General features: G+C 48.8%; 25 protein-coding genes and 1 riboswitch. Of the genes, 11 read left to right on the forward strand and 14 right to left on the reverse strand.

Features of this window, described 5'->3' with window-relative positions; all coding sequences use genetic code 11:
* Nucleotides 1–10 precede the first annotated feature (10 nt).
* On the reverse strand, nucleotides 11–1,393 hold the full coding sequence (locus tag JSU04_19855; protein MBS1972572.1) for a hypothetical protein: 1,383 nt from the start codon (nucleotides 1,391–1,393) through the stop codon (nucleotides 11–13).
* A 196-nt stretch (nucleotides 1,394–1,589) separates the two neighbouring features.
* On the opposite strand from JSU04_19855, the gene JSU04_19860 reads away from it, so the two are divergent.
* Nucleotides 1,590–2,201, forward strand: coding sequence for a chalcone isomerase family protein (locus JSU04_19860; GenBank protein MBS1972573.1), 612 nt, complete (start codon nucleotides 1,590–1,592; stop codon nucleotides 2,199–2,201).
* A gap of 4 nt (nucleotides 2,202–2,205) precedes the next feature.
* On the opposite strand, the gene lon is transcribed toward JSU04_19860, so the two are convergent.
* Both lon and JSU04_19870 read right to left on the reverse strand, forming a co-directional pair.
* Nucleotides 2,206–4,599 (reverse strand): endopeptidase La, encoded by a 2,394-nt coding sequence (gene lon / locus JSU04_19865; protein ID MBS1972574.1) that lies wholly within the window; start codon nucleotides 4,597–4,599, stop codon nucleotides 2,206–2,208.
* A gap of 103 nt (nucleotides 4,600–4,702) precedes the next feature.
* Nucleotides 4,703–5,074 (reverse strand): arsenate reductase family protein, encoded by a 372-nt coding sequence (locus tag JSU04_19870; GenBank protein ID MBS1972575.1) that lies wholly within the window; start codon nucleotides 5,072–5,074, stop codon nucleotides 4,703–4,705.
* 120 nt (nucleotides 5,075–5,194) lie between these two features.
* Here JSU04_19870 and JSU04_19875 point away from each other — a divergent pair, with 120 nt between their 5' ends.
* Nucleotides 5,195–5,524 carry a hypothetical protein gene (locus JSU04_19875; protein MBS1972576.1) on the forward strand — a complete coding sequence of 110 codons (330 nt, stop codon included), beginning with the start codon at nucleotides 5,195–5,197 and terminating at the stop codon, nucleotides 5,522–5,524.
* Nucleotides 5,525–5,888: 364 nt separating this feature from the next.
* On the opposite strand, the gene JSU04_19880 is transcribed toward JSU04_19875, so the two are convergent.
* Together JSU04_19880 and JSU04_19885 are read right to left on the reverse strand one after the other, a co-directional pair.
* Nucleotides 5,889–6,404 carry a transposase gene (locus JSU04_19880; protein ID MBS1972577.1) on the reverse strand — a complete coding sequence of 172 codons (516 nt, stop codon included), beginning with the start codon at nucleotides 6,402–6,404 and terminating at the stop codon, nucleotides 5,889–5,891.
* Between the two features lie 438 nt (nucleotides 6,405–6,842).
* Nucleotides 6,843–7,433, reverse strand: coding sequence for a TMEM165/GDT1 family protein (locus JSU04_19885; protein MBS1972578.1), 591 nt, complete (start codon nucleotides 7,431–7,433; stop codon nucleotides 6,843–6,845).
* A gap of 352 nt (nucleotides 7,434–7,785) precedes the next feature.
* Here JSU04_19885 and JSU04_19890 point away from each other — a divergent pair, with 352 nt between their 5' ends.
* On the forward strand, nucleotides 7,786–8,040 hold the full coding sequence (locus JSU04_19890; protein ID MBS1972579.1) for a hypothetical protein: 255 nt from the start codon (nucleotides 7,786–7,788) through the stop codon (nucleotides 8,038–8,040).
* Here JSU04_19890 and JSU04_19895 read toward each other — a convergent pair.
* Genes JSU04_19895 through cadA form a run of 3 tightly spaced genes read right to left on the reverse strand, consistent with a single transcriptional unit; the run spans nucleotide 8,032 to nucleotide 12,230 of the window.
* Nucleotides 8,032–9,321: an acetyl-CoA C-acetyltransferase gene (locus tag JSU04_19895; protein MBS1972580.1), complete on the reverse strand. Its 1,290-nt coding sequence runs from the start codon at nucleotides 9,319–9,321 to the stop codon at nucleotides 8,032–8,034. The genes JSU04_19890 and JSU04_19895 overlap by 9 nt on opposite strands.
* A 36-nt stretch (nucleotides 9,322–9,357) precedes the next feature.
* The gene (locus tag JSU04_19900) at nucleotides 9,358–10,110 is read right to left on the reverse strand and encodes a hypothetical protein (protein ID MBS1972581.1); all 753 of its coding nucleotides are present in this window, start codon (nucleotides 10,108–10,110) and stop codon (nucleotides 9,358–9,360) included.
* The gene (gene cadA, locus JSU04_19905; GenBank protein ID MBS1972582.1) at nucleotides 10,110–12,230 is read right to left on the reverse strand and encodes a cadmium-translocating P-type ATPase; all 2,121 of its coding nucleotides are present in this window, start codon (nucleotides 12,228–12,230) and stop codon (nucleotides 10,110–10,112) included. The genes JSU04_19900 and cadA overlap by 1 nt, the downstream gene beginning before the upstream one ends.
* A gap of 189 nt (nucleotides 12,231–12,419) precedes the next feature.
* On the opposite strand from cadA, the gene JSU04_19910 reads away from it, so the two are divergent.
* Nucleotides 12,420–13,331 carry a matrixin family metalloprotease gene (locus JSU04_19910; protein MBS1972583.1) on the forward strand — a complete coding sequence of 304 codons (912 nt, stop codon included), beginning with the start codon at nucleotides 12,420–12,422 and terminating at the stop codon, nucleotides 13,329–13,331.
* A gap of 9 nt (nucleotides 13,332–13,340) precedes the next feature.
* On the opposite strand, the gene JSU04_19915 is transcribed toward JSU04_19910, so the two are convergent.
* The gene (locus JSU04_19915) at nucleotides 13,341–13,850 is read right to left on the reverse strand and encodes a hypothetical protein (protein MBS1972584.1); all 510 of its coding nucleotides are present in this window, start codon (nucleotides 13,848–13,850) and stop codon (nucleotides 13,341–13,343) included.
* A riboswitch (purine riboswitch) is annotated at nucleotides 13,820–13,918 on the reverse strand. It overlaps the preceding gene by 31 nt.
* A gap of 112 nt (nucleotides 13,919–14,030) precedes the next feature.
* Here JSU04_19915 and JSU04_19920 point away from each other — a divergent pair.
* Both JSU04_19920 and JSU04_19925 read left to right on the forward strand, forming a co-directional pair.
* Nucleotides 14,031–15,044, forward strand: a complete 1,014-nt coding sequence (locus JSU04_19920; GenBank protein MBS1972585.1) for an HlyC/CorC family transporter — start codon at nucleotides 14,031–14,033, stop codon at nucleotides 15,042–15,044.
* 10 nt (nucleotides 15,045–15,054) lie between these two features.
* On the forward strand, nucleotides 15,055–15,597 hold the full coding sequence (locus JSU04_19925) for a TIGR00730 family Rossman fold protein (protein ID MBS1972586.1): 543 nt from the start codon (nucleotides 15,055–15,057) through the stop codon (nucleotides 15,595–15,597).
* A 1-nt stretch (nucleotide 15,598) separates the two neighbouring features.
* On the opposite strand, the gene JSU04_19930 is transcribed toward JSU04_19925, so the two are convergent.
* Nucleotides 15,599–15,988, reverse strand: a complete 390-nt coding sequence (locus JSU04_19930; protein ID MBS1972587.1) for a cysteine rich repeat-containing protein — start codon at nucleotides 15,986–15,988, stop codon at nucleotides 15,599–15,601.
* A 356-nt stretch (nucleotides 15,989–16,344) separates the two neighbouring features.
* Here JSU04_19930 and JSU04_19935 point away from each other — a divergent pair, with 356 nt between their 5' ends.
* The 3 genes from JSU04_19935 (at nucleotide 16,345) to JSU04_19945 (ending at nucleotide 19,267) form a co-directional block, all read left to right on the forward strand.
* On the forward strand, nucleotides 16,345–17,706 hold the full coding sequence (locus JSU04_19935) for a DUF1254 domain-containing protein (GenBank protein ID MBS1972588.1): 1,362 nt from the start codon (nucleotides 16,345–16,347) through the stop codon (nucleotides 17,704–17,706).
* Between the two features lie 113 nt (nucleotides 17,707–17,819).
* Complete coding sequence (locus JSU04_19940; protein MBS1972589.1) at nucleotides 17,820–18,092, forward strand: hypothetical protein; 273 nt, start codon at nucleotides 17,820–17,822, stop codon at nucleotides 18,090–18,092.
* A gap of 137 nt (nucleotides 18,093–18,229) precedes the next feature.
* A complete protein-coding gene (locus JSU04_19945) occupies nucleotides 18,230–19,267 on the forward strand; it encodes a hypothetical protein (protein ID MBS1972590.1) in 1,038 nt (345 codons plus the stop codon).
* On the opposite strand, the gene JSU04_19950 is transcribed toward JSU04_19945, so the two are convergent.
* The 3 genes from JSU04_19950 to JSU04_19960 all read right to left on the reverse strand — a co-directional run bounded on the left by JSU04_19950 (nucleotide 19,264) and on the right by JSU04_19960 (nucleotide 21,847).
* On the reverse strand, nucleotides 19,264–19,926 hold the full coding sequence (locus tag JSU04_19950) for a hypothetical protein (protein MBS1972591.1): 663 nt from the start codon (nucleotides 19,924–19,926) through the stop codon (nucleotides 19,264–19,266). The genes JSU04_19945 and JSU04_19950 overlap by 4 nt on opposite strands.
* Entirely contained in the window at nucleotides 19,917–20,687 is a 771-nt protein-coding gene (locus JSU04_19955; protein ID MBS1972592.1) for a TIGR02147 family protein, read from the reverse strand. Before JSU04_19955 ends, JSU04_19950 begins: the two co-directional genes overlap by 10 nt.
* A gap of 137 nt (nucleotides 20,688–20,824) precedes the next feature.
* On the reverse strand, nucleotides 20,825–21,847 hold the full coding sequence (locus tag JSU04_19960) for a hypothetical protein (protein MBS1972593.1): 1,023 nt from the start codon (nucleotides 21,845–21,847) through the stop codon (nucleotides 20,825–20,827).
* Nucleotides 21,848–22,057: 210 nt separating this feature from the next.
* On the opposite strand from JSU04_19960, the gene JSU04_19965 reads away from it, so the two are divergent.
* Together JSU04_19965 and JSU04_19970 are read left to right on the forward strand one after the other, a co-directional pair.
* Nucleotides 22,058–22,924, forward strand: a complete 867-nt coding sequence (locus JSU04_19965; GenBank protein MBS1972594.1) for a serine protease — start codon at nucleotides 22,058–22,060, stop codon at nucleotides 22,922–22,924.
* Between the two features lie 3 nt (nucleotides 22,925–22,927).
* The gene (locus tag JSU04_19970) at nucleotides 22,928–24,181 is read left to right on the forward strand and encodes a hypothetical protein (protein MBS1972595.1); all 1,254 of its coding nucleotides are present in this window, start codon (nucleotides 22,928–22,930) and stop codon (nucleotides 24,179–24,181) included.
* A 44-nt stretch (nucleotides 24,182–24,225) separates the two neighbouring features.
* Here JSU04_19970 and JSU04_19975 read toward each other — a convergent pair whose 3' ends face one another.
* Nucleotides 24,226–25,098, reverse strand: a complete 873-nt coding sequence (locus JSU04_19975) for a hypothetical protein (GenBank protein MBS1972596.1) — start codon at nucleotides 25,096–25,098, stop codon at nucleotides 24,226–24,228.
* Nucleotides 25,099–25,119 lie beyond the last annotated feature (21 nt).

Consider the following 25,119-nt stretch of genomic DNA (forward strand, 5'->3'; position numbering starts at 1 on the left):
TCCCAAGGGCTTAGGCAATGAGGACTTTTTCGATTTTGTCCAAAAATTCAGCGTTAAAACGCTTTAAAGAGACTTTTTCTTCTTCCCACACCTGCTTACGGACGAAATCATGGGTGATGATGCCGTCTTCAAGGGTGGCACGGACGCGTCGATCCATTAACTCAGAGAACAAAATCAACTTCGCTTCCATCGGAATTTTGTCCGGCGGTACCTGATTTGGAAAACCCTGTTGATCGTTGCGCTCATGAGTGCACACAATGCAGCTCTTCACGTCTTGTGAGACATCCAGGTTACGGAACATCACGCGATTGAGCGAACCCATTGGATGTGACTTCAACTTCTCTAAATCATTTGCATCCAATTGCGATTCAGGTTTCGTGAGAATATTTTTGTAATGGACCGCCGGCAAATCCATCAGCCCGATATCCGCAAGCAGTGTTGTAACGATCAGCGTGCGCGTATCGGTCAATAATTGCGCCTTTTGCGCGATTTGCAGTGCATATGCTAAAATATATATTGCACGTTCGTAACGGCAGAACTTGAAATCCAAAGCCTGTGCAATCACATTCCAAACATCAGGACAATTATTGAGATATCCCGCAAGCTCTTGGGCAGTAACAATGAACTCTTCAATCTTTGCCGATAGAACTTCCTTCTTTGCTACCTCTGAGTCAAGCAGCAACAACAGCATGAGCTCGCTGTAAAGGCCCATCAGTGTCATCATCGTAGCACGGCAGCGTTTTTTTAACGCCGCCCCCGTGGAATCATGATAGGTCTCGATGTACTTACGATACTCTTCAAGGTTCTCGCGGCGGATGTAAATCTGTTTCGCCGATTCGAGCTTACGGTATTTCTTATCACTGAAAGTAAAGCCCGAGAAAAGCACCGGCAAGAATTTCTGATTCAACGAAAGCTTATGATATGCATTGAAGGTCACTTGCGTGCTCGGGAACAAGTCTGTCACCGGCACCGGCAAGTAGGTGCCTTGAATAATCAACGCCGAAAGGTAATACAACTTTGCACTGCCACGGATTTCTTGGAACAAAATCATGTGGTGAGCGCCGGCGCCCCGCATGAAATCGCAGTCTTCAACCGTCTCGCCGCCCTCGACAACAACGACCACTTGCGTGCGCGGGAAGATCTCGCGTAAAAGCCCCAAGATACGCATGCGCTCTTGGATTGTGCTGTCACTATCAAGCTCGATCAATGTCATTAAAGGCGAGCTCTCAGTGCGTGTATCGAGCGGAATGTCTTCGACGGTCGCACACGTTTCTGAGCGGAAGTCGTAGTGTTCAGCGACATCATTGGCCACTGACAAAAGCTCGGCATTCTTAGCGATGACTAAGAATTCGATGCGTTTTGGTATTATCGAAATGACCGTTTCATCAGACATTCTCGAGACACTCCCCCATGGGAACATTTCGGCTTTTCCGAGGGCCTTCTAAATTAAAAACCGCTTTGCTTTAAAAAACGCTTCACTTAAATCCCGCGACGGAGGTCGAGTCTTGACAAGATTTAGCAAACATTGAATAGTTTTATCAACTTTGGAGGTCGCAACTATGGAAATCACTCTGAAAATGAACAGTAAAATGAAGCTTTTTGCTCTTATGGGCCCCCTGATCGCCCTGCTCACGTCCGCTGCCTTTGCTCAGACTGGGACCAGCCAGCTTGAAGGAGTCACACTTTCGACAAATGGCCTCACCAAAGACGGCCAGAAATTGCAATATGTGGGCGCAGGCCTTCGTAACAAAAAAGTGGTTATGGTCAACGTGCGCGTGTATGTCGGCGAATTTTTCGTAGGTGATACTGCGAAATTTAAAAAATCCGATGCACTCAAAACTGTCAGCGACGCCTCCCCTGCTCTGATTCAACTCCATTTCCTCAGAGACGTCGACGCCGAGAAAGTTCAGTCTTCGTTTAAAGAAGCCCTTGAAGCCAACAAGATTGATTTGAAAAAACCGGAGATTCAGAAATTCTTGGACGCGGTGAAAACCGGCGGCGAAGCAAAGAGCGGCAAAATGCTCTCAATCTATGGCGCTAAAAAAGGCGATGGCTCTGAAGTTATCACCTATGAGGATTCAAACTCCAAAGCCACCACTGTTTCAGGAGGGGCGGGATTCATTCAGGAGATCTTCGCGATTTGGCTTGGCACCCCAGCCGACGGCGGAGTTGCCAAACTCAAGGAAGACATCCTGAAATAATCCGTTAGTTCGTCACGCCCCCTTGCTGAGGGGGCTGCATCAGAGCCGTTGGTTGAATGAAAATCTGACTCATCAAATCCACATCCAAATCCAACGCCGCTTTTAAAACTTCATTCACATTCTCTACAAAGACAAATTTCATACTGTTACGAATTTCCTGTGGAACTTCGGCCAAGTCTTTTTCATTTTTCTTCGAGAGAATGACCTTCTCGATTCCCGCACGATGGGCGGCAAGGACTTTCTCCTTGATACCACCGACCGGCATCACGGAACCGCGAAGAGTAATCTCGCCGGTCATAGCCAGTTTCGGATCGACTTTGTGTTGCGAGAACAAAGAGGCCAAACTTGTCAGCAAAGTCACCCCGGCTGACGGGCCGTCCTTAGGTATCGCTCCCGCGGGCACGTGGATATGAATATCCTGCTTGCTGAAATCCACGAGTGGATTGATCAGCGGAAGCCGTGACCTTAACAAACTCAATGCGATCTGCGCGGACTCTTTCATCACTTCGCCCAATTGGCCAGTAATCATCAAATGACCACTCCCCGGCATGCGCGTGCTTTCAATGAACAAAATATCACCACCCATCGGAGTCCAAGCAAGTCCCGTAACGACTCCGGCGGCCGCGGCATTCTCGGCGACTTCGGAGGTATAGCGTTCAGGCCCCAGGATCTCTTCAAGGTCCTTGGTATCAATGGTCACCATGGACTCTTGGTTTTTCAGCACCTTCTCGGCGGCTCTGCAGAGAGCGGCAATTTTACGCTGCAATTCTCGCACGCCAGCCTCGCGGGTGTAGTGGCTGATTAAGTGATGAAGAGCTGCGTCCGTCACTTCTAATTGATCCTGACGGATGCCATGCTCAGCATATTGTTTTGCCAACAAGTGGTTTTTCGCGATGTGGAATTTTTCTTCCGTCGTGTAACCACTGACCTCGATGATTTCCAGACGATCCATCAACGGACCCGGAATGCCTTCAAGGCTATTGGCAGTTGCGATAAAAAATACATTTGATAAATCATAACCGACTTCTAAGTAATGATCTTGGAAGTGATTGTTTTGCTCAGGATCTAAAACCTCGAGCAAGGCCGCGCCTGGATCTCCTTGGAATCCGCGACCGAGTTTATCCACTTCATCGAGAACGAAGACAGGATTGTTCTCACCGGCTTTTTTCATGCCGCTGATAATTCGTCCCGGCAACGCGCCCACATAGGTGCGTCTGTGCCCGCGGACTTCCGCTTCGTCTCGTACACCGCCCAGGGAAATACGCACGTACTGGCGCCCCAGGGCTTTTGCAATGCTCTGACCGAGTGACGTCTTACCGACCCCTGGCGGACCAACAAATAACAGGATGTTTCCTTTGTTATTGTTTTTAAGTTTCATCACTGCCAAGTATTGCAGAATACGTTTTTTAATTTTGCTCAAACCATAATGATCGGCATCAAGAATCTCGCGCGCCTTTTCAAGATCGATCGTATCTTCGTGCGAAGCTTTGCTCCAAGGAAGCGTTGTCAACAAATCCAGATAGTTTTGAATGATCTGGTATTCCGGCGACTGCGGAGAAATATTTTTTAAGCGCTGCACTTCCGCCAGGGCGACTTTCTTCGCCTCCTCGGTCATACCGGCTTCCTCGATGCGCTGGGTGTATTTATCACCGCTGGCGCCTCCGCCCGCTTCTTCTTCGCCCAATTCTTCGCGGATGGTTTTAAGCTGCTCGCGCAAAATATGTTCGCGTTGAGTTTGGCCCAGTTTTGAACTGACTTTGCTGCGAATCTCGGCCTGCACTTGCAAATTCTCTTTAAAATTTTGCATGTGTACGAGAAGCGCCATCACGCGCGACTTCAAATTTGTATTCTCGAGCAATTCTTGTTTTTCACGCAAAGAGACATCAATGTGGGCGGCACAAAGATAAGACAAGAACGCAAGATCATCGACACTCTCGATCATTTCATCGAGTTGTTCGGTGTTGCTTGGAACGTATCGCAGAATTTGACGCGACTGATTCTTGAGGCTTTCCATCAGCGCTTCGCTCGTCGCTGTATCGATATCCACGATATCTTCGAGCGGCTCGGCGATGGCCTGAAAGTATTGATCCTTCAAGGTGATATCAGTGATCTTCATACGCTGGTGACCGCGTAAAATCGCTTGGAATCCGACCTCGGCATTGCCGCGAACGGATTCGACTTTACACAGAGTTCCGACTGTACAGAGATCGTCTGTAGAAAGTGCTCCTTGGTCAGGAGATTTCTGCGCGACGGCTAAAATCCAAGATTGATTCTCGTGAGCTTTATTTAGAGCAAGAATGCTCTTCTCACGTCCAATCCTGAGCGCCTGTCCCACACCGGGATAGATCACGGTATTTTTTAGAGGGAGAACAGGAAGAAAACCAGTTGGAATGGACATTTTTCAACTCCTTTGTAGAAAGGATCACTTTAAAGGATCTTTCTAAAGGTAAAGATGTGTCCAATCTTTAAAACGTCAAGTAGCGTGTTGTAACACAACGCTGCTAGAAGTGTTTATCCCATTGATCTTCTTTGAATCCTAGGAGGCCAAAATCTTTTCCTAAAACAAAGGGACGTTTGATGAGTTTGCCGTGTTTCGCTAAAAGATCCAACGCCTCGGCTTCGCTCATTCCCGACAACTTTTCTGAAATTTTCATTTCTTTATAAAGAACGCCTGAAGTGTTGAAGAGTTTTTTGATCTCTCCGCCATCTGCTTTAACGTGGGCGAGCATTTCCTTTAACTCGACCTTAGTCGGTGGTTGTTCGACGATGGGAATAGTTTGGTATTTTACTTTATTGGCATCGAGGTATTTCAGCGCCTTTTTGCAAGTGCTGCAACCGGCGTATTCATAGACTTTGATTGATGAAGATGACATGCGACCTCCGGAGATGTTGAGGTTTTAGTTTTAATGGAGGCGGCTCAATTAATCTAGAGACTTTGTGAAACTTTGTGCTTATGCTAATCAAAAACAACCCCTTTTGGAGGATTCCCAGACATGAAGTTTGCCAAGTACCTTCTCACGGCAGCATTGATTTTGCCTTTTTTCGCCCACGCTCAAGATAGCTTTCCACCACCGGATGCAGCGGCACCACCAGCAGCTCCGAGCCTTAACGATCCAGCTCTTGACGGTTTGCCTGGCGAAGGTTCTTCTGGCTCAGTAGCTCAACCATCTGCTCCTTCAACTCCGGCTTCCGAACTTGGCGAAACAAAGAAGTCTAAGAAGAAAGCCAAAAAAGAGAAGAAGTCTGCAAAGAAAGAAAAAAAGGGCAAAAAAGACTCCAAAAAAGCTAAGAACAGCAAAAAGAAAAAGAAACACCACTCTTAGTTTCCGAAAAACGAGAGATGCGTTAAAAACCCCGGCCCAAACCGGGGTTTTGTTTTTTGGTGCGGGCGCTGCGCGCTGTGGCTCGGACGGGCTGGTGGTGTGCCTTGGTCAGTACTGGCTCCGCTGGTCTTTCTCCGTCTGTGCTAGCTGCCGCCGGAGTGCCTCCGTCCATGGGACCCGAAGGGCAGCGCAGCTCATCGAGGACCTATCCTCGAGCTCCAGTAAGTCCGGCCATCCGGGCCGGCCTTGAGCTTTTCCTGGCTTTCTTTTTTCTTATAATTAGCCCATATCCCTCTAATTTAGAGTTAACCTATAAGCTCACTTTAATCAGAGGGAAGTAGTAATAGTAAAACTACTTATTCCGTCACTTCTTCGTATGCCTTGATTTCTTTTGAGAGCTTTTAGCTTTTTTCTTAGGTCTTTTAAATCCACGAGCTTCCATGTCGTTGAGTTCATGGTAAGCAATCACATTTCTAAAATCTCTCCCCCACGATAAAATCCTAGTAAAGGGGCGAAGGTCAAAAAGGCCTTTTAAAGATTTTCCTTTTAGTTTTGAAAGTAAACTTACAAGAAGTGAGGTAATCGTTCTAATGAACGCCAAATACGCTTCTCGCGATGGAAGTTTAACTAGTAAATGAATATGTGACCAGTTTAGTGAAACCTCATAGAGCTTAATGCCATATTTTTCTGCATGAGATCTAATAAGACTCTCAATTTTTCTATTGTCTGGAACAAAATAATTACTCCCAGTGCTTTTTAAAATAAGATGAATGGGATTTTTTACTGAAAGAGGTCGTGTAGTCTTTCTTTTTCCAGCAAGTGAACTCCCACCGAATTCTTTCTTATAATCTTTGATAAAACTAAATCCCGTCTGTCTCATAAAACTCCCGATGAATATTTCCTAAGAATCTTCATCTAAACAAATCATTCCCTCTTACATCGCCTGGCCGACCACGATGGTCGGGCAGCCCCGTTCTCACGGATGGATGCACTTCGCGCAGTCAAGCGACTGGGCGTAAAAAGCCCTCACCTCAAAACAGTAAGAAGCTTATAACACATGTTTTTAGAGTGAATTCTAGAGAGCAACCCTAACGCGAATCAAATCACCCACGAGAGTGCGTAATACCTTCGCCCCGAGGAGATCTCTCGTAGAAATAAAAAGACAAAGAGGCGCGCTTAATTTCTGCCTATAGAAGAGATTAAACGCGCTGAAAGTTGGTCAATATTAAATTCAATAATTCGTTTCTCGGACGGGCTTTGCTCGAGTGAATCAGCGTCGCGGGCTTTTCATTCTCTTTGCGCGCCCCGAGGGGTCTCACTACTTCAACGTGAGTAGTGACGAGCCGGTGTAGGCGGTCCAGAAGCTCCAGAGACCGAAACCTAGGAATAAGCTTGCGGCGAACCAGCGCATGTATTTCATGTTCACTTTGTGCGCTAGTTGATCACCCACGAAAACGGCGGCGCCGTCTGTTAACATCATTCCCATGGTCGTGCCCAATGTAACCGCCCACGCTGAATCGAATTTTGCGCCCAACGCCACTGTCGCCAATTGAGTCTTGTCGCCCATCTCCGCCATAAAAAACAAGAACACCGTCGTCAAAAAGGGGCCGTACTTTGAACCCTCTTTCACTTCGTCTGCTTCATCGGGTTTCAACGTCCACAGAGCGAACGCCACGAACAACGCTCCAAGGATGTTTGACATCACCATCGGGCTCACCGTCGTTGCCACCCAATAGCCGCCCCACGAGGCCAATGCGTGGTTCAGAATCGTTGCCACGAAAATGCCCGCTAAGACCGGGATTGGTTTTTTGAATTGCGCCGCAAGCGAGAATGCTAAGAGCTGGGTTTTGTCGCCCATTTCACTGGCCGCAACAAGGAGGAAAGAACTGCTGATGGATTCAAATGACATAGGTACACTCACTTCTTCTATTTTTTTGGGGGAATTTTGTAGAGTGAGGCTTGTTTCGTTAGTAACAAGACGGACCTCACGATACAAAACACCCGAGTTATCGGTTCTCTGTTTTTGTTATCGTTTGGTCAGTCTCGTCGACGGTTTGGGAAACCGCTGCTTGGCCGGAGAATGTCGGCGTTTCCGCCTTACCCTCAGTATGTCGACCAGTCATTTCAACAAATCTTTGTGATTAAAACAAAGTCCTATTTGCTGAACCAACTACTCCCTGAATCTAAGAAGAAAATAGCAAATCCCCGTCAAAACCGTCAAGTTTTGGCATGCTTTGATCTAAATTGAGAGGAGGTCTCAAGTGGAAGACACCTGGCAAATATTTATCGATGACCTGACTGAAGACAACTACACGGAATACGGTGATTTTAAACGCGAGATGGATCATCAGCTCCGCCGGCTGGTAGAGAGCTCTCCACCTTTTACCGATCAGCAAGCCCGCGAACTCTACAGACTTCGCCAGGATTATCTATGGACCGACCATCCTGACGAAGACATCGACATCATCAAACGCGATATCAAAAACCGCGTTGAAAGAATCGCGCAACTACACTGATTCGAGAATCGCCGTCACACCCATACCGCCGGCCGTGCAAACGGAGATCAACCCACGTTTGCCTTTGGTGCCTCGGAGCATTTTGCTGAGCGAGCCCACGATCCGCGCGCCTGTTGCCGCAAACGGATGGCCGGTTGCTACACTGCTGCCTTTGATATTGAGCTTGCTGCGATCAATCGAGCCCAGCGCCTTCGGCAAACCAAGACGTTTTTGGCAGTACTCATCGGATTCCCACGCCTTTAATGTGCAAAGCACTTGGCCAGTGAAGGCTTCGTGAATTTCATAGAAATCAAAATCCTGCAAAGTAAGACCGTTCCGCGCAAGCATCTTGGGTACAGCCACCGTCGGCGCCATCAAAAGACCTTCGCCATGAACGAAGTCCACGGCTGCAGATTGTGAATCCACGAAGCGCGCCCAAGGCTCTAAACCCAAATCCTTCAAACCTTTATCAGAGCACATCAATACCGCCGCAGAACCGTCCGTCAGCGGACTGCTATTTGCCGCAGTTAAAGTTCCCTGACCAGATTTTTTATCAAAAGCCGGCTTCAACTTCCCGAGCTTTTCCATCGTCGTATCACGGCGAAGGATTCCATCCTGAGTATTGCCTTGAAACTCAAAAACAAGGTCTTTAAAGAAACCTTCGTCATAAGCTTTGGCCAAATTCAAGTGACTCGCCAGCGCCAGCTTATCTTGATCTTCACGGGAGATCTTCCACTCCTTTACCATGAGCTCTGTGTGCTCCCCCATAGAAAGTCCGGTGCGTGCTTCGGCATTGCGAGGCGTATCTGGTTTAAAATCTTTAAAACCAAACGCCAAAGCTTTGGCAATGCGAGCCCCCGCATTCGGAGCATCCCGCAGATTTAAAATTTTGTGAGTGAATGAGCGCGGGAAAAGGATCGGCACATCGCTATTGGTATCAAAACCCGCCGCGATTCCCGCATCGACTTGACCGGCAGCAATCTTCAAAGCGATTTGTGCGGAGTTATCCAACGAAGTCCCACAAGCACGCTGAGAAAAATACGCTGGCGTGCATGGATTCAGCTGCGTGCTCAAGATCACCTCACGAGCAATCGGCCATTCCGTGGAACGGTTCATCACAGCGCCGATGGCAACTTCATCAAGAAGTTTTCCTTGAAGTTTGTACTGAGCAACGAGGTGATTCAAACTTCCGAGCATGAGCTCGTAGGTTTTCACATCTCTGTAGTTAGTTCCTGATTTAAAAAATGGAATACGAGCGGCTCCGGCAATGTAAGCCGGCTGTTGAGATCGAGTGGTGGCCATGACATCCTCCATGTTGTCTATGACCTTTATTTTTTCTTATTTTACACTCACTGACAAAGGAATTGTCTTAATCTCGCTGCGATCGATCAACTGAATCCAAATACGGTAGTCACCCTTGCTTGGAAAAGTGGCATGCAGCATTCCCATGGTCGGTTTATCACCTTCCATTGGGTGCACGTGGATCAGATCTTCGCCATTCGGAGACACCGCAATCACATGGGCAAACGCCCCTAAATAGGGCTCAAGCTTCGGCTCTTGTCCGTCATCACGGGAAACCGTAAAGTTTGCCATGACCATCTTCTTTGCTTTAATAAGTTTTTGCTCTAACTCAATCACAGTGCCGCGATCACTGCCTTTTCTGAGATCACCGAGGGCGGCGACCGGCCATGCGGGTTTGCCACCTGAAACCTCTGCCCGCGCCTTGGCCGAAAACTCCGTGCCATCATTGAGGGTTCCTTGAGCCCAGACAAAATACTTCCCGTTCACCGGAAGCTGTAAAGACACCGTCCAGAACTTGCCATCAAACTCCGGATGAGCATGATTGAATTCTCGCAACGAAGGGTCGTAAGCAATAAGATGCAATTTCTGAGTGTGTGAAACCACCAGGTCCTTGTCAGCTAACGGCGCTTTTGTCTTTGTATCGACAACTCGAAACTTGTAGGTGATTTTCCCCGCAGACAGTACCGCCGAAGATTCCGGCTGTAACAAAACGCGGTCCACAGACGCAGAACTCATTGCCTGCGCTGACAAAGATGCCACCAACATCAATACCATCAAAATCGTTTTCATTATTTTCCCTCTGTGATTTTGGTTTTCTTTAATAACAATGAATTACTGACCACCGAAACGGAGCTCATCGCCATAGCCGCCCCAGCAATCACCGGATTCAACAACCCCAGTGCCGCCAGCGGAATGCCAAGAGTGTTGTAGATAAAAGCAAAGAACAAATTCTGACGGATCTTTTTCAAAGTCACTTTAGAAAGTTTCATTGCTAAGCCCACGGAGCGCAAGTCATTCTTCATTAAAGTCACATCCGCAGCCTCAATGGCGATGTCAGTTCCGGAAGACATTGCAAAACTCACGTCCGCCATCGCCAGCGCCGGAGCATCGTTGATTCCATCTCCGACCATTGCCACTCTGTGTTTTTTTCTTTTCAGCATTAAAATCACATTGGCCTTATCCGCCGGGTGGACGCCGTGTTTGAACTCCGAAATACGTGCCTCAGCGGCGATCGCCTTCGCCGTGGCTTCATTATCCCCCGTCAGCATCATGACTCGGACGCCCTGGCTCTGAATCTCTGCAATCGCTTCTTTCGAACTCTCACGGATACGATCTTTGACTTCAAAATTCGCCAGCACGCGATTGTCTAACACCAAGCCCATTGGCGCACGTTCATCAACGCGACCGAGGAAATAGCTCTTTCCATCCACCGTCGCTTGCACACCTTTTCCCGGAATTGCAGAAAACCCCTGAACCGGGCGAGGAGTGAGGCCCGCTTTCCGGGCCTCTTCAATCACCGCATGCGCCAGCGGATGCGAAGAGCCCTGCTCCAGATCCAATGAAATCTGCAGGATCTGTTCGCGCGAATAGGTCTCAGCCATGATCTGCAAATTCGTAACAACGGGTTTTCCCTCCGTGATGGTGCCGGTTTTATCTAAGACGAGGACTTCAATTTTTTCCGCCAACTCAAGCGCTTTGGCATCGCGGAATAATATCCCCGCCTGAGCCGCCTTCCCGATACCAACGACCACTGCCGTCGGCGTCGCCAGCCCCAAAGCACAAGGACATGCGATCACCAAGACAGAAACCGAAGCAACAAAGGCCGCTTGAAGATTCTGAGTTAACACCCATGTTGCAAAGAAAGTGACAACGGCAATCGCCACTACCACCGGCACAAAGATGCCAGAAATTTTATCCGCAAGCCTCTGAATCGGCGCCTTGGACCCTTGGGCCGCCGTCACGATTTTAATAATATGCGCGAGCTGGGTTTGATTGCCGACGCTCGTTGCTTTGACACGAAGACTGCCCTCGAGGTTTAAAGTCGCCGCATACACGGCATCTTCTTGTTTCTTTGTCACAGGCAGGCTTTCTCCGGTGAGCATTGACTCATCCACCGAAGATTCGCCAGAGACGACAATCCCATCGACGGGAATAGATTCGCCGTTTTTGACAACAACAATATCGCCTTTTTTAAGATCGCTCACGCTGACTTCACGAATTTCTCCGGAGGCTTCCACAAAAGCAGTCATCGGCTGTAAGCGAATCAGTCCTTCAACCGCTTCAGAGGTCTTCCCCTTCGCCCGCGACTCCATTAATTTTCCAAGCAGGATCAAAGTAATGACCGCGGTGCTTGCCTCAAAGTACACGTGCTGTTCAGTCCATCCACGCAATGTGACGATGGCACTGAGGAGATACGCCATCGAAGTGCCAAGGGCGACCAGCACATCCATATTGGCTGTTTTTGCGCGAAGGGCGAAGAACGAACCGCGGTAAAAACGGTAGCCAATCCAGAACTGCACAGGCGTTGCCAGAATTAATTGCACCCAGCGCGGCAGCAGTTCGTGGTGCCCACCGGTGAACATGACGAACATCTCCACCAAAAATGGAGCGGTCAAAAGAGCTGAAATTACAAAATGCCTCAAATCGCGACGGTACTCAGCGGCGGCCTCTTCTTTTGCTCGAGCCACCTCAACTTCGGAATTGAGCGGGAATGCCTGGTAACCCACACCTTGGACGGCTTTGATAAGATCCTCAATCTGGATCGCACTCTCCGGCGCAAACACGATGTGAGCTTTCTCTGTTGCGAAATTGACCGTGGCTTGGACACCGTCCAACTCGTTGAGCGACTTCTCGATTTTCGCCGCGCAATTTACGCACGTCATACCTATCAGCTGTAGATCAGTTTCCATAATTCGTTGCTCCGTTCACGGAACATTAGGGAGTGTTTCCCCACTTTGTGACAAAGAAAACGACAATTGTAAATAACTGCCTTTTCGGCCCATGAAAGCACGCGATCTCAATGTAGGACTGGCCTCAAATTCTTTATTTGTTTGCCGATCCACTTGGTATCCTAATTCAGACGACGCAAGGGGGAAGCAATGCGCAGTCAATCCAAATGGTCAGCGGCTCTTACTATCGTAAGTATCAGTTCAATGCTTGTGCTCTTTAACAACTGTTCTAAGAATGGCTTCGGCGAAGTTTCTGTCAACCCTTCTGCCCTTGAAGCGCACGCCGCTGAAAGTGACTTCGCAGTCATCGGTCCCGATGGCAGCATCGTGAACAGCAAATCGAATTTAGACTCCAACGCCATTCACAGCGAAAAAGTTTATTGGAATGGTAACGGCAATGCAGGAACAGCTCCACGCTGGAGAAACGGCGTTGTAAACTGGTACTACAACCCAGCCGGCCAACCGAGCGTTTTCACAACCGACCAAGCTCTCGCGATTTTGCAAAAGAGCATGGCGACGTGGCAGGCGGTCTGCGGTATTAAATGGGTTTATCAGGGAACAACCACTCGCACCACAGCTCAGACTTCAGATCAATATGTCACAATCGGCTGGGGCAGTGCCCACGGTTATACTGGGGGTTACACGACAGTAATGTGGGACGGAAATCTCTATCTAGTTGATAGCGATGCGGAGTTCAGCAGCACAGGTATTCGCGATGCCACTGCTTTCTTTGGTGTAGCAAACCATGAACTAGGACATCAATTGGGACTAGATCACTCTGATGTGGTTGAGTCCATCATGTATGCGAACCCTTACCACGATGTAAATTATATGGCGACACTTCGTAATGACGACGTCACTGGATGCGTTGGTTTGTATGGTCAATCGTTGGTAGCTCCAACGCCGACACCAACACCTTCAGCAACTCCGGTGATGACACCGACGCCGACAGCAACGCCAAAACCGACTGCGACTCCGACTCCAGTGCCTACGGCAACACCGAAGCCAACAGTCACACCTAAACCAACGCCGAAGCCAACTCCACGTTGGCGCGGGCGCTAACTGCTAAAATTACAGCTTATTCACTTCTGCCAAGATGCGAGGAACTTCATCTAAGTGGTTCTTCGCATACTTGATGTACTCAACAGCTTTCGTCTGAAGCAAACGACCATCTGCCATTTTCTGGCAAAGAACCGGCTCCAAAGGATCTGTGATGTTGTAGATAGACTTGTGTTGTGGCCACAAGTTGGATTCGTCATTGCTGCCACCCATGCAAAGGGGGATGTAATGATCGATCTTGAAATCCATACGATTCATCTCACCCGTGCGGAAGCCCAATTGATCGTATTTTACGAACAGGCCTCTCTTCGTTTGAGAATCCACATTGCGATTGCAATATGGGATTTGCTCTGGGTAGCGATGCGCATCCGGATGATCGCAAAGTTTTCCCGGAGTCAGAGTAGCATCTGGTCCTGATGGAAATCTCGCGTTGTTTTGGTATGCGAATGTGTTGATTGAGAAAACGGATAATACGATAGCGACGTACAGCTTGAACAAGTTCCCCTCCAAATAGTCTGCCATTAGTTGGTGGCAGGTAGAAACGTCGGACCGTATTTCCGACATATATTTGCGCGTGCTCGGGAATAAGGACTAACAATCTGCCTAGGCGATTTCAATACATTTTACTTACATGATACAGCACGTTGGAGGACGTTGTTTCGGACGCACCAAGGATGATATGTATCAGATTAGAGGATTTTAATGCTGGAATTTATCGTTGTTATCGCCTGCCTTGTTTTAAACGCCATTCTCTCCGGCACAGAGATGGCTTTCGTCTCGACCGGAAGAGTTCAGCTCCGTGAACTTGCGCGCCAAGGCTCTGCCAGAGCTCAACACTTGATTGAAATGAAATCACGCCCGGAGCGGATTCTTTCCATCATTCAGATCGGAATCACCCTTGTCGGAGCTATTGCTGCCGCGGTGGGGGGAGCTGGTGCCGAAGAGTCCCTCTCTCCTTACTTTGAGTCTCGTTTCCACGTTTCTGCCGACACCGCCGAGAGCATTTCTTTAGCCCTGGTGGTTCTGCCTTTAACAGTTTTTAGTGTCATTTTTGGTGAATTGTTCCCCAAGGCCATCGCTCTTCGCAATCCCAATAAGATTGCCATGATGATGACCCCGTTTTTACGCATTTCTGATAAAATTCTAAGCCCCCTCATTAACCTCTTAGAAAATAGTACGAACCTCTTATTAAGACTTTTTAATATCAAGCAGAGCACAGGAATTGATAGCAGCGGCGAAGGAGAACGCCCCGGTTATGCGGTTTCTTTTGGGATCATGAAACGCCTGAACGTCAAAGACATCATGGTTCCCCTTCGCGAGGTCATCCGCCTGAATTGCAATATGGGAATTCAAGAGGTTTCTAAGATCATCTCAGAGTCAGGCCACACCCGCCTGCCGGTACAAAAAGAAAATCGCATCACCGGGATTTTAAACTCCAAAGAGTTTCATCTTTTTAAAGACTCCAATCAGACAGACTGGCTCGCCATTGTTCGCGGAGCTCTTTACCTCGAAGAAAACACCGACATTATGACAGCCCTCAAGATGCTCCAAGGGCAGCATAAGCACATGGCCATCGTCATTAGCGCCGGTGAGCCCGTTGGTATCGTCACGATTGAAGACATCATCGAGGAATTCATCGGTGACATTTATGACGAAGACGACGATAACCTTGTCAAGCAACTCGTCCGCTCTCGTGCGAACCTTCGCCGCCGCTAAAGGAATGACTATGACAACAAAAAGAATCTGCGTCTATTGTGGTGCCGGAACCGGTAACAATCCACAGTTTGCTGCCGTTGCAAAACAACTGGGCCATGCACTGGCCGCTCATCATATTGAACTCGTCTATGGCGGCGGCAAAGTCGGCCTAATGGGTATTGTTGCCGACGCAGTGATGGAAAAAGGCGGACGCGTGACCGGGATCATTCCGCAAAAGCTGATGGACCTGGAACAAGGCCATACTGGAATCACCGATCTTCGCATCGTCAATGATATGCACGAAAGAAAAGCCGCGATGGCGGCCATGGCGGATGCCTTTATTGCGCTGCCTGGCGGGTTCGGCACTCTTGAGGAGCTCTTCGAGGTTCTGACTTGGTCACAGATCGGCTACCACACCAAACCGGTTGCGATTCTCGATGTGGATAACTACTACCATCATCTTCACCAGTTCATTCAGCATGCACTCAGTACCGACTTGATCAAAAAACAATATGGGCAACTCTTTCAAGTCACCCATAGTATTGAGACGGCTTTAAAAATCTGTCTCGTTTAAATTACTTCTTTTTGCGTTCAGCTTTTTTCTCTTCGATCTCTGCTTTACAACCTGCAGAAAGCTGATCTTTGTGCTCTTTCATGCACTTCATCACGCGGCCGCCACCTTTTTTAACGTCGTGGCAGAAGTTTTCCATATCCGCATGGCAAGCTTCCGAGATCTCTTTCATTGCTTCTTTTGCTTCAGCGATGTGAGCCTTACACTCCGGAGAAAGTTTTGCTTCATTTTCTTTTAAGCATTTTACTTTTTCGCCATGACCGCCGGTCACTTTCGCGCAATAAGTTTGCGCATCCTTTTCGCAAGGTCCGCCGTGGTGGCCTTCTTTGTGATCTGCTTTTGCAATCATCGAAATGCCGAGTACAAATACACAGGTGCTAATAATTTTTGTCATTACTAAGATCCTCCATAAATCGTTGAAGTCTCACGCTAGCATGTCTGTAACGGCTGTCAAAATATGTTTGTAAGCTTATATATTGAGAGTTAGCGCCTGAACACGCGAGCATCAGAGTTATGGGAAAACTCGCTTGGCCCCTTCTCTTGCTTTCATTTCTATCCTGCACTTGATTAAGTCACGTGGAAACGTTTTAAAGCCAATTTCATGTCACTCGTCGTTCCAAATTCACAGCTCTAAGAAAGGTCGTTGCGGGCTTCGTCATAGCGTATGATCTTTCAACGACAAAAAGTGTTTATGATGGCTCGTACCGCCTTCTCTCTTAGAATAGAAGCACCAGAAGAAAGGGGTGCTCTATGACGTTCAACAAAAGATGTCTCCAAGAGATTATTCTCGCTCTTTTACTGCTGATCAGCCTGCCTCTTCAGGCAAAGCTCGAGGCGCAAAGCCAAGAACTCAGCGACCAAGAAATCGTCGACGCGTATAACTACTACTTGGGCCGCCTTTTGGTTTTGCGCCAAGAACAAAATGATTTTGATAAAGACGGCTTTAAATGGAATCAATTCGTTCATCGCGATGTCGGTGGCGTTCAATGGGCAAATCCCAATCTCGATGTCGCTTACAGTGAGGCCTGGATTGCCATCGACAAGCAAAATTGTTCTATTGTCGAAGTTCCAAAAATCACCGGACGCTACTACACCGTTCAAGTTTTAAACGGCTGGGGCGAAACGACGGCAAATATCAACGAACGCAACGACCCCGCCCATCCTAACGGCAAATTCGCATTTTGCCTCAACGAAAGCAAAGTGAACTTGCCGGAAGGAACGGAACGCATCAATCTCCCGAATGAAAAGTCCCGGGTTCTCGCGCGGGTTGAACTTGGGAAAAAGCCCCAAGAGGCCCTCCGTCTTCAGAAAGAGTTTAAAATCTATTCGACAGGAAAGCCAAAAATCAGCGCTTCGCCAAAGATCGCTCACTTCACAAACTCGCGTCTGCCGGGGGCTGAAGCTTTTGCCAATGCTCAGCAGGTCCTCACCAGCGATCCTGATATCAGCGAAGGCATGGCGAACTATCAGGCCAACGTGATGGCCATTTCACGCGCCATCGCCGACCCAAAACAAAAGGCTCGCATCAATTCGGTTATCGAAAAGCAAGCGATCCCGGAATTTCGTAAAAGCTTCGCCGATCTGGGAGCTACACAAAATGGCTGGACTCGTCCAAATCCTATTGGCAACTACGGCGCAAACTACAAAGTACGAACAGCGGTGAATTACGGCGGCATCTGGGCCAATAGCGACAAAGAGGCGGTGTACTTTAAAACCAATGTCGATAGCACCGGCCAAGAGTTGGACGGCTCTGAACACTACAAAATGACATTTCCTAAAGAAGCCTTACCGCAGTCCATGGCCCGCTACTTCTGGTCGGTCATTGTCGTTGATGCTCAAAACTTTCAAGTGATTCCCAATCAGCTGAAGCGCTACAACCTGAACAACTCTTCACCACTGAAATACGACAAAGACGGCTCACTCACTCTGGTCTTTTCCAACCGTCTGCCGTTAAACGAAGCCGAGAGCAACTGGATCCCCACTCCCCTTGGTGAGAACTACTATCTGACATTCCGTTTCTATGGCCCGAATGACAAGCTCCTCAGTGGCAAGTATTTTCCGCCACCGCTGGTAAAACAGACGAGCGCGATTAGTCAGAATACGCTGCGATAGCTATTTAACAAAACCGTCACAGAAATCTCAATGAGCCGTAGTGGTCAAAAACCTAAAATTTTGACAGCTTTGGCTCATTGCAAATGTCATATAAAACGAACGAAGGAGATTTCATGAAAAAACTTTTGATTCTTGCCACTAGCTTGTTGTTTGTAGGTGCTTTGTCGCACGCAGCAGACACTGAACACTCAAGCACCACAACCACAGACACATCAACAAACCCTGTGACAGGCACAAAAACGACGAAGAAAAAAACGAAGAAGAAACACCACGACGAAAAAGGTGAACACACTTCGACAACAACTGAAACGACCAAAGAGAAAAAAGATGGCTCTATGAGCAAATCTACGGACACCGAGACCACTGAGAAAACTGATAAAAAATAGTCCCCAAAACGGGGCGGACAGCGCCATATCGCCCGCCCCGTTTCATTTCGATAAGTCGCTCCACTCTAGGAGCGTAATCAAGTCTAAGTTTAGAATTCTTTGTTTCACTAAAAATGCTCCAAAAATACCATAGAAGAATGAGAACTTTGTTAGACAAAGTTTTAATTCTGACGTTTCTGCTGATGGGTTCCTCGGCGAACTCACAGACTCTTCCTTTTGCATTTCTAAAATCTTCGAGCGGCAAAAGCTGGGGCGTCACAGTTATTCTGACCAGTGGTACAAGCTGGACCGTGCCCGCGGATTGGAATAATGCCGATAACCGTATCCACTGCATCGGTGGTGGCGGTGGCGGCACGGTCTACACCACAAGCTTCTCCGGCGGCGGTGGTGGAGGGGCTGCCTACGCATCCGCCAGTAATATTACACTCACGATCGGAGCTCTGATCCCCTATGCCATCGGCGCAGGGGGCGCCGCCGCGACCGACGGAGGCACCACCACTTTCAACACCAGCACCTGTGTTGCTGCCGGCGGTAAAAAAGGCAGCAATGCCACTGGCGGAGCAGGCGGCACAACGGCGTCTTCAACTGGAACCATCAAATACGCCGGAGGCGCTGGCGGCAGTGCGACCTCAAGTCACGGCGCCGGCGGCGGTGGCGGAGCCGGTGGCCCTAATGGCGCCGGAGGCACCGGAGCTAGCATCAATACCTATTCCACTTGGCTCTATGGTGGAGGCGGAGGCGGTGCCAACGGCGGCGGTACTGGCGGCGTGACTACAGGAACTGCTTACTCCTCTTTTGGGACTGCTGGTGGAAATAGCTTTGCCGGCATCAGCGGCGGAGCCGGCGGAACTTCAGCGACCGTGGCAGGCACTGCGGGTACCAGTGGCAGCGGTGGCGGCGGAGGATATTCCTCAGAGACTGGAACAGCCAATGGTTCCAACGGAGGAAATGGTGGTGATGGCAATGATATCTCCACTTCGCCTGTCGTTGGCGGCGGCGGCGGTGGTGGTGGTGGCGGAGTCGGAATTGGTTCTGGTAAAGTAAGTGGGAATGGTGGCAATGGCGGAAATTACGGAGGCGGAGGCGCCGGAGTGGCACTCGCCTTTTCCAGCGCGACACTGGGAACTCCCGGTAGCGGCGCCCCGGGAGTCATCGTGATTCAGTACAATCCTTAGTTGCCGTGGAAAGTTCCCGGCGGAATCGGCGGATGTTGCAGATCTAAAACGGCATCAAGACGTTTTTGCATTTCTGCAACCGGTAAATCAGAGAACAAAATCCCAACCGCCTGACGAGTGCGAATCGAATCAAGATCTCCTTGCTCAAGTCTTAACCAGCGATAGATCGCCTCGTGCCAGAAAAGAGCGGCCTTATCTACAACTGGAATTTTATAACTGTGCCAGAGGTCTTCACGAACCAAAACGGTGCCAAACGTCGTGTAGTTGGCAAACTGAGTGTACTTCCATTTTCCTTCAGCACAGGAAGAAGCCGGTGGAATAATACGATAGAAAGCATCGTTCACTAACGAAAGCTCGACGTTCACATATTTATCATTTCGCAAAACCTCATCCATCGTCTGCAATAACTGACGGCCTTTTTTAAGACCACTCACGATATTGCCGCGATTATAGATGATTTGAACAACGTCGAGGCTGGAATCCTGAATCGTTGTCAGCTGAAACTCGGCTTTGGCTTCATACAAATCCACAAGCATGCCGTGAAGCAGTTCGCCCTTGGCATTGTAACAAGCCCAGAGGCCTCCCCCATTACCGATTTTATCACCGGCACTTGCAAAAACAGACATGAGCAGAATTGAAAGAATTAAAACTAAACGCATGTAGCCTCCTTCGTTTTTGTCAGAGGAAAAAAGGCCATTGACAGACGATAAACTTCTTCGCCAACGGGAGTTTCAACCTCTTCTGAAAAGCGATCCTGAAAAAGACGGATCATTTCTTTGGCACGAGCCATGTTTTCTTTATTCATTACAAGTGTCATCGACGTGTGGTCACGGAGATCGACAGCGACTTCTTTAATCGCCTTCTCTATCAGCTTCGTATCCTGAATGTGCGCGCTTTGCACAGCACTGCTGACAATTCCATCACTCGTTTTAAGACGGGGATGTTTGCGCACGATTTTGTCGCCGGTTTTATTCAAATACCCCAAACGGAAAAGTCGATCCCAGGCCTCTTCTACCGTGACCAGGCTCATTCCGAGGCGGCTGGCGATCCATTTCGGCTGCGGCTCAAAGTCTTTGGTTTTGACAAGATTTAAAATCGCGAAGTGCCACCACTCAGAAATAAGATGTGTGTGATCTGCATCAAGTAAGTGATATTCAACGCCGTTCTTTTTAAGATGATTTGGCAGTTCTTGTTCAAAGAACTCCATCTCTTCCAGCGGAGACAGATCGAGTTTCTCTGCCACTTTCTTTTTCAGTTGCGCTGAGAGCTTGCGCTTTCCCTGGAAGATCTCTGAGAGAGCCCCGGAGCTCAGCCCCACACGCTTTGCGAAAGCACGCTGAGACCAGCGAGCATTTTTATTTCGCCCTTCAAAATATTTCTTTAAAAGGATTGCGGATGCTTTATCTAATTCTTGCGCCATACGGTGCTTTAAGCGCCGCAAAGCTTGCGAGTCAACAAAACTTCATTTCCATAAATCTTCGCGAGTATTTCGGAAGCACCTTATTGCAATAGAAAGGAATTTTGCTCCTGCTTCGGAGCATTTTTACAATTTCCCCTCTAGAACCAAAACTTGAAGGCGGCCCCAAAGCCCGTCATAGAGCCATTTCCATAGTCGATCGTCGCCGTCGACGTGTATTGCTTCATGCGGATGGCGATATCGCGAATGAAAATCTCAAGTGTGGCGTTATCACTTAGAATGAATCCCCCGCCCCAAAAGATCCCGAGGCTCCCGTAGTAACTGACTCCACTCATATCTTCGGAGATGGTTGGCGCACTGACATTTAAGCCAAAAGGCATATAGAAAGAATCCCAGCGATAAACAGCGTTCATCTCGGCCACGAAAAATGCAATCGTTGAAGAGCTTCCGCTGCTAGTAACCGTTGTGGCGCCCGCGCTGCCTTTGATCGTTGCGGACTTAAACGCCCGCGCGCGTTCATAGAAAACATTCGCCAGATATCCCCAGCCCTGCGGATGCATCGATGCGAAACTCACTCCGACTCCGACACTGCTCTCAAGACCATAGTCCACTTCGACGCTACCCGAAGACGTCGTTGTCGTTACGTTCACGTCCTTAAAGATCAATTCGCTTGCTCCCGAGTAATGAGTCATGACCGAAAAGCGCGTTGGAATCCAGCGATCCATTTTCACTGGCGGATAATAAGGTTCGGGAGAAGCCGCAGGAACTTCGGGCGTGCTCTTCAGCGCCACCGGCTCCGCTGCGGCTACCGTGGTATCAACGAGAGCCACCTCGAGCGGCGAGGTGCGCGTGATTTCTTGAGCATTTGCGCAAGAAGAAGAGTTCAAAGTCAGCAGCGCACCCTTCTTTTCTTTTAAAATGAGCGAGCACTGCTTTTCATTTGCAAACGTCACGAGGAAAGTCTTTCCCGGTGTGATCTCTTCGTTCGGATTCGACGTCTCTGCGACGACAAGGTTTTGCGCTGAAATCACTTGCTTAATTTTATAAGTCGAAGTCGGCGCCGGAGTTGCGACCGGGGCTGGAGCCGTAGCGGGAGCTTCTCCTTGCGCGAAGGAATAGGACGAAGAAAGCAAAATCAAAACCGAAAGAACCTGTGATTTCATAATGAATCCTTTATTTATAAACAGATTTTAATTTTATAACTTTTAAGCTTTGGAGCAATTCAAGATTCCATATTCCCGATGAAGGTCGCGCCTATTCCCTCTTAAAATAGCTGCGAAACAGGTAAATAATCGCCGTAAATACCTGAATCTTTTGCAAAAGCCCTGGGACTGTTGGCAACTCGCCGGGGTTTCGGTCTATGACCTAAACCCATGGGAACTAAGTCATTTCTTCTATTGAGTCTGATCCTTCTCGCCTCTTGCCACCGTGTCGTCGTCCGCGAGGCCGAATTCCTAGAAAACCAAAGCCGCCATATCATCGGTGGCGAAAATGCCTCCACCAAAGAATTCCCGTTCATCGTCAACATCTGGCAAAACAGCCCAAAAGACAGCTTCGTCGATCATCTTTGTGGCGGAAGCCTTGTGGCAAAAAACTGGGTGCTCACGGCTGCTCACTGCGTGCTTGAAGATGTCACTGATAAAACCGTTGGCCCTGTGAAAATCGCAGAGCTCAGTCTTTTTGTCGGCAGCGATTTGATCTCGGGCGAAGGCGGCCACGAGTACAAAGTAAAAAACATCATCGTTCATCCGGACTTTTCTTGGCCAAAGCACGACATCGCTCTCATTGAACTCACGGAAGACGTCACGGACGTAACTCCTATCGTGATGAACGCAAAGAAAGATCTTGGCGCTTCTGACACGGGCCTGGTTGCTACCGTCGCCGGCTGGGGACTTACAGACTCTCAGGGCCGGATCGACGGCAAAAACCTGCAGAAGGTTTCTGTGCCGCTGATTTCACGCGCTCAATGTGACCAAGACTGGTTCCCGCAAAAGCGCGGCTGGAATATTGAATCTGATATGCTCTGTGCTTCCAGCACCGGTGACACGAAATCCGCGTGCCCAGGTGACAGTGGCGGTCCGTTGGTCGTTTCAGAAAACGGCGTTGCCACTCTGATCGGTGTCGTGAGCTGGGGCAATGCCTGCCGAGGCGCCGATGTCCTTCATCGCTCAAATGTAGAAGGTTATGCCGATGTGGCCGATGCGCTCTCGTGGATTCAAAAAACCATCAACAAGAGGTAGACCATGAAAATACTCTGCTTTCTCTTCTCGATGATGCTTCTGCAAACTGCGTTCGCGGGAATTCTTTCGGTCTCGTCTGTCGAAACTAAGTTCGCTTACAAATCAGAATTCCAAACCTCTTCAAAGGCCGATGCAGAAGAGTTAACAACTCAGCACGCGCAATTTTTCTTTGGTTATTTCCAATCTCCGACGATGGCGGAATACTTCCATGTGCCCTCTGCAACTCTCGGTATTGCGGCGATCAAGCTGCCACTACGTTTTCATGTGACAAGCGACGTTGTCGGCAAAAACGGCCAGCGCGTGATCAGTTATAAAGCGGACGGCACTTTGCTGCTTCATAAAAAGGTCGCAAAGCAGATTCTCGAAGGCGGCATCGAAGTGACGCTTCCTTACGATGTGGATAACTTTTACGAGCTCAAATGCACCGATGAGCACTACCCTTCGGCACTCGATTTTTGGTATTTCTATGATCCGTTCCGCGAAGGCTGCGCTCACCTCCGTGAAGCGCCAATGGCCAAACCAACCCTTGTGACCTTAAAGCCCATGAATCCACCGGATGAAACAATCTCAGCAGGCTTCAAGGCCCTTCGTGGCGATAACGGCAATGGTGACATGTTTGAAATCGCGACGATCAACGGTTTTTCTGAAAGCTCCACGAGCTCTGAAGACGACGGTCGTAAAAATTTCGACGACATCAACAACTGGCTTCGCGACCAAGGCTTTCAAGAAAAGACATTGGCAAGCTTCGCCAACCGCCCCGTGCTGGAGTTTACAAAAACTCTCACAAGCCGCGAGGGCCGCACCATCAACGTGCGCATCGTGCGCCTCCTAGCTGAAACCGGGATCGGCTCAAAGAATGTGACCTTTGCGAAGTTCTTCCGCCGGGCGCTTGAGAATTCAGATGTTGTTATCTATAGCGGCCACTCCGGGCTCGGAGGCAATTTGCATATTCCGTCGCTGGAAATGAAATCCGGCGAGATTCAGTTTAACCCTAAAAAACGCCAGCTGTTCTTTTTTGATTCGTGCTCAAGCTATTCTTACGACCTGGCCCCATTTGAAAATAAAAAGACTAAAGGAAAAATTGATATTCTCACGCAAGGACTACCAAGCTACTTCTGGGCTGAGCCACCGACGCACAAGATTCTCTTCAAGTATCTTTTAGACGTCGACAAAGACCCAAGTTGGCTCGAAGTGCTGAAGCAAATGGAAAAGGTCCTCGAAGGCCAAACACAAATGATGAGCGTCGGCTCTGTTTAGTTCACTGAGCAGAACCTCCACCGGACCTATAAATTACATTTAAATCATTCAAAGCGAATGTCGGAAAACTCCGCGGTCATTTCGTTCTCAGCTGTATCTATCTTGCAGTTGGGAGTGAAATGAGCGACGTCCACATGGGGATTGGCGGCCTTCGACGGCGCCTTAATTGGCAAATCGACAACATATTCCGATAAAGCCTTGTGATCTTTCGAGAACACGAATTTCTTTTGCCCCTCGACCCAGTCGAGTCCTAAGAGTGCACTCTCGCCGACCTTGACCGTGCCGAGTTCTTTTTCATAAAGAATACGGCTGGGATTTCTTCCCGGCGGAGTGTGTTCTTCGCGTAAGTAACAAGGAACTTCACACAAAAGCACCACGGCCTTCAGAGTTAATGTATCGGCTGAAGTTTTATCCTGAGATGAGCGCGCAAGACCTATCACTGTAAAAATATCCCCGCGCACATCCCGTGGGTTTTCCGAAAGGGTGTTAAAGAAAAAACCACCGATCGTGGTTCTAAGCAAGCTCTGAACCTGATTGCTATCACAAGGATCCAGCTTCAGACTATCGACGCGAACCCGGGCCTCGAGATGATTGGCGACTTTATTGCCATGACGAAAGCGCGCCACCAAGTGATTTGCCCCGGACCCCGCATCATCTTTGTTCGATGCGCGGGAGTTTAACGACATCAGAACTTTGCCATCATCAATTTTAACTGCATGAACCGGAGAATCTGTGAAAGAGCGAAAAAAGACCTTCCATTGCGGTGTCGCATAAAGAAGCTGCATCGGCTTTTCATAGGCGCTTTTTTCCTTGGGAGGCCCTGCCTTTTGTGTTCCGTGAGACTGATAATAAACCCCTGCACCCGCTAAAACAACTAGGGCCGCGACTCCTATTTTAATGGCAATTTTTTTATTCATAAATATATTCTGCGAAGGCTT

It is taken from the genome of Bdellovibrionales bacterium, from assembly GCA_018266295.1.
Taxonomy (GTDB): Bacteria; Bdellovibrionota; Bdellovibrionia; order Bdellovibrionales; family Bdellovibrionaceae; genus JACMRP01.

What these genes read in the sequence shown, in the direction of transcription:
- JSU04_19900 (MBS1972581.1), bottom strand. Translation starts at nt 10,110, where the DNA reads ATGAAAACGATTTTGATGGTATTGATGTTGGTGGCATCTTTGTCAGCG.
- JSU04_19915 (MBS1972584.1), bottom strand. Translation starts at nt 13,850, where the DNA reads ATGGCAGACTATTTGGAGGGGAACTTGTTCAAGCTGTACGTCGCTATC.
- cadA (MBS1972582.1), bottom strand. Translation starts at nt 12,230, where the DNA reads ATGGAAACTGATCTACAGCTGATAGGTATGACGTGCGTAAATTGCGCG.
- JSU04_19895 (MBS1972580.1), bottom strand. Translation starts at nt 9,321, where the DNA reads ATGGCCACCACTCGATCTCAACAGCCGGCTTACATTGCCGGAGCCGCT.
- JSU04_19910 (MBS1972583.1), top strand. Translation starts at nt 12,420, where the DNA reads ATGCGCAGTCAATCCAAATGGTCAGCGGCTCTTACTATCGTAAGTATC.
- JSU04_19925 (MBS1972586.1), top strand. Translation starts at nt 15,055, where the DNA reads ATGACAACAAAAAGAATCTGCGTCTATTGTGGTGCCGGAACCGGTAAC.
- JSU04_19940 (MBS1972589.1), top strand. Translation starts at nt 17,820, where the DNA reads ATGAAAAAACTTTTGATTCTTGCCACTAGCTTGTTGTTTGTAGGTGCT.
- JSU04_19935 (MBS1972588.1), top strand. Translation starts at nt 16,345, where the DNA reads ATGACGTTCAACAAAAGATGTCTCCAAGAGATTATTCTCGCTCTTTTA.
- JSU04_19965 (MBS1972594.1), top strand. Translation starts at nt 22,058, where the DNA reads ATGGGAACTAAGTCATTTCTTCTATTGAGTCTGATCCTTCTCGCCTCT.
- JSU04_19970 (MBS1972595.1), top strand. Translation starts at nt 22,928, where the DNA reads ATGAAAATACTCTGCTTTCTCTTCTCGATGATGCTTCTGCAAACTGCG.
- JSU04_19860 (MBS1972573.1), top strand. Translation starts at nt 1,590, where the DNA reads ATGAAGCTTTTTGCTCTTATGGGCCCCCTGATCGCCCTGCTCACGTCC.
- JSU04_19950 (MBS1972591.1), bottom strand. Translation starts at nt 19,926, where the DNA reads ATGCGTTTAGTTTTAATTCTTTCAATTCTGCTCATGTCTGTTTTTGCA.
- JSU04_19955 (MBS1972592.1), bottom strand. Translation starts at nt 20,687, where the DNA reads ATGGCGCAAGAATTAGATAAAGCATCCGCAATCCTTTTAAAGAAATAT.
- lon (MBS1972574.1), bottom strand. Translation starts at nt 4,599, where the DNA reads ATGTCCATTCCAACTGGTTTTCTTCCTGTTCTCCCTCTAAAAAATACC.
- JSU04_19920 (MBS1972585.1), top strand. Translation starts at nt 14,031, where the DNA reads ATGCTGGAATTTATCGTTGTTATCGCCTGCCTTGTTTTAAACGCCATT.
- JSU04_19870 (MBS1972575.1), bottom strand. Translation starts at nt 5,074, where the DNA reads ATGTCATCTTCATCAATCAAAGTCTATGAATACGCCGGTTGCAGCACT.
- JSU04_19885 (MBS1972578.1), bottom strand. Translation starts at nt 7,433, where the DNA reads ATGTCATTTGAATCCATCAGCAGTTCTTTCCTCCTTGTTGCGGCCAGT.
- JSU04_19960 (MBS1972593.1), bottom strand. Translation starts at nt 21,847, where the DNA reads ATGAAATCACAGGTTCTTTCGGTTTTGATTTTGCTTTCTTCGTCCTAT.
- JSU04_19945 (MBS1972590.1), top strand. Translation starts at nt 18,230, where the DNA reads ATGAGAACTTTGTTAGACAAAGTTTTAATTCTGACGTTTCTGCTGATG.
- JSU04_19875 (MBS1972576.1), top strand. Translation starts at nt 5,195, where the DNA reads ATGAAGTTTGCCAAGTACCTTCTCACGGCAGCATTGATTTTGCCTTTT.
- JSU04_19975 (MBS1972596.1), bottom strand. Translation starts at nt 25,098, where the DNA reads ATGAATAAAAAAATTGCCATTAAAATAGGAGTCGCGGCCCTAGTTGTT.
- JSU04_19855 (MBS1972572.1), bottom strand. Translation starts at nt 1,393, where the DNA reads ATGTCTGATGAAACGGTCATTTCGATAATACCAAAACGCATCGAATTC.
- JSU04_19880 (MBS1972577.1), bottom strand. Translation starts at nt 6,404, where the DNA reads ATGAGACAGACGGGATTTAGTTTTATCAAAGATTATAAGAAAGAATTC.
- JSU04_19930 (MBS1972587.1), bottom strand. Translation starts at nt 15,988, where the DNA reads ATGACAAAAATTATTAGCACCTGTGTATTTGTACTCGGCATTTCGATG.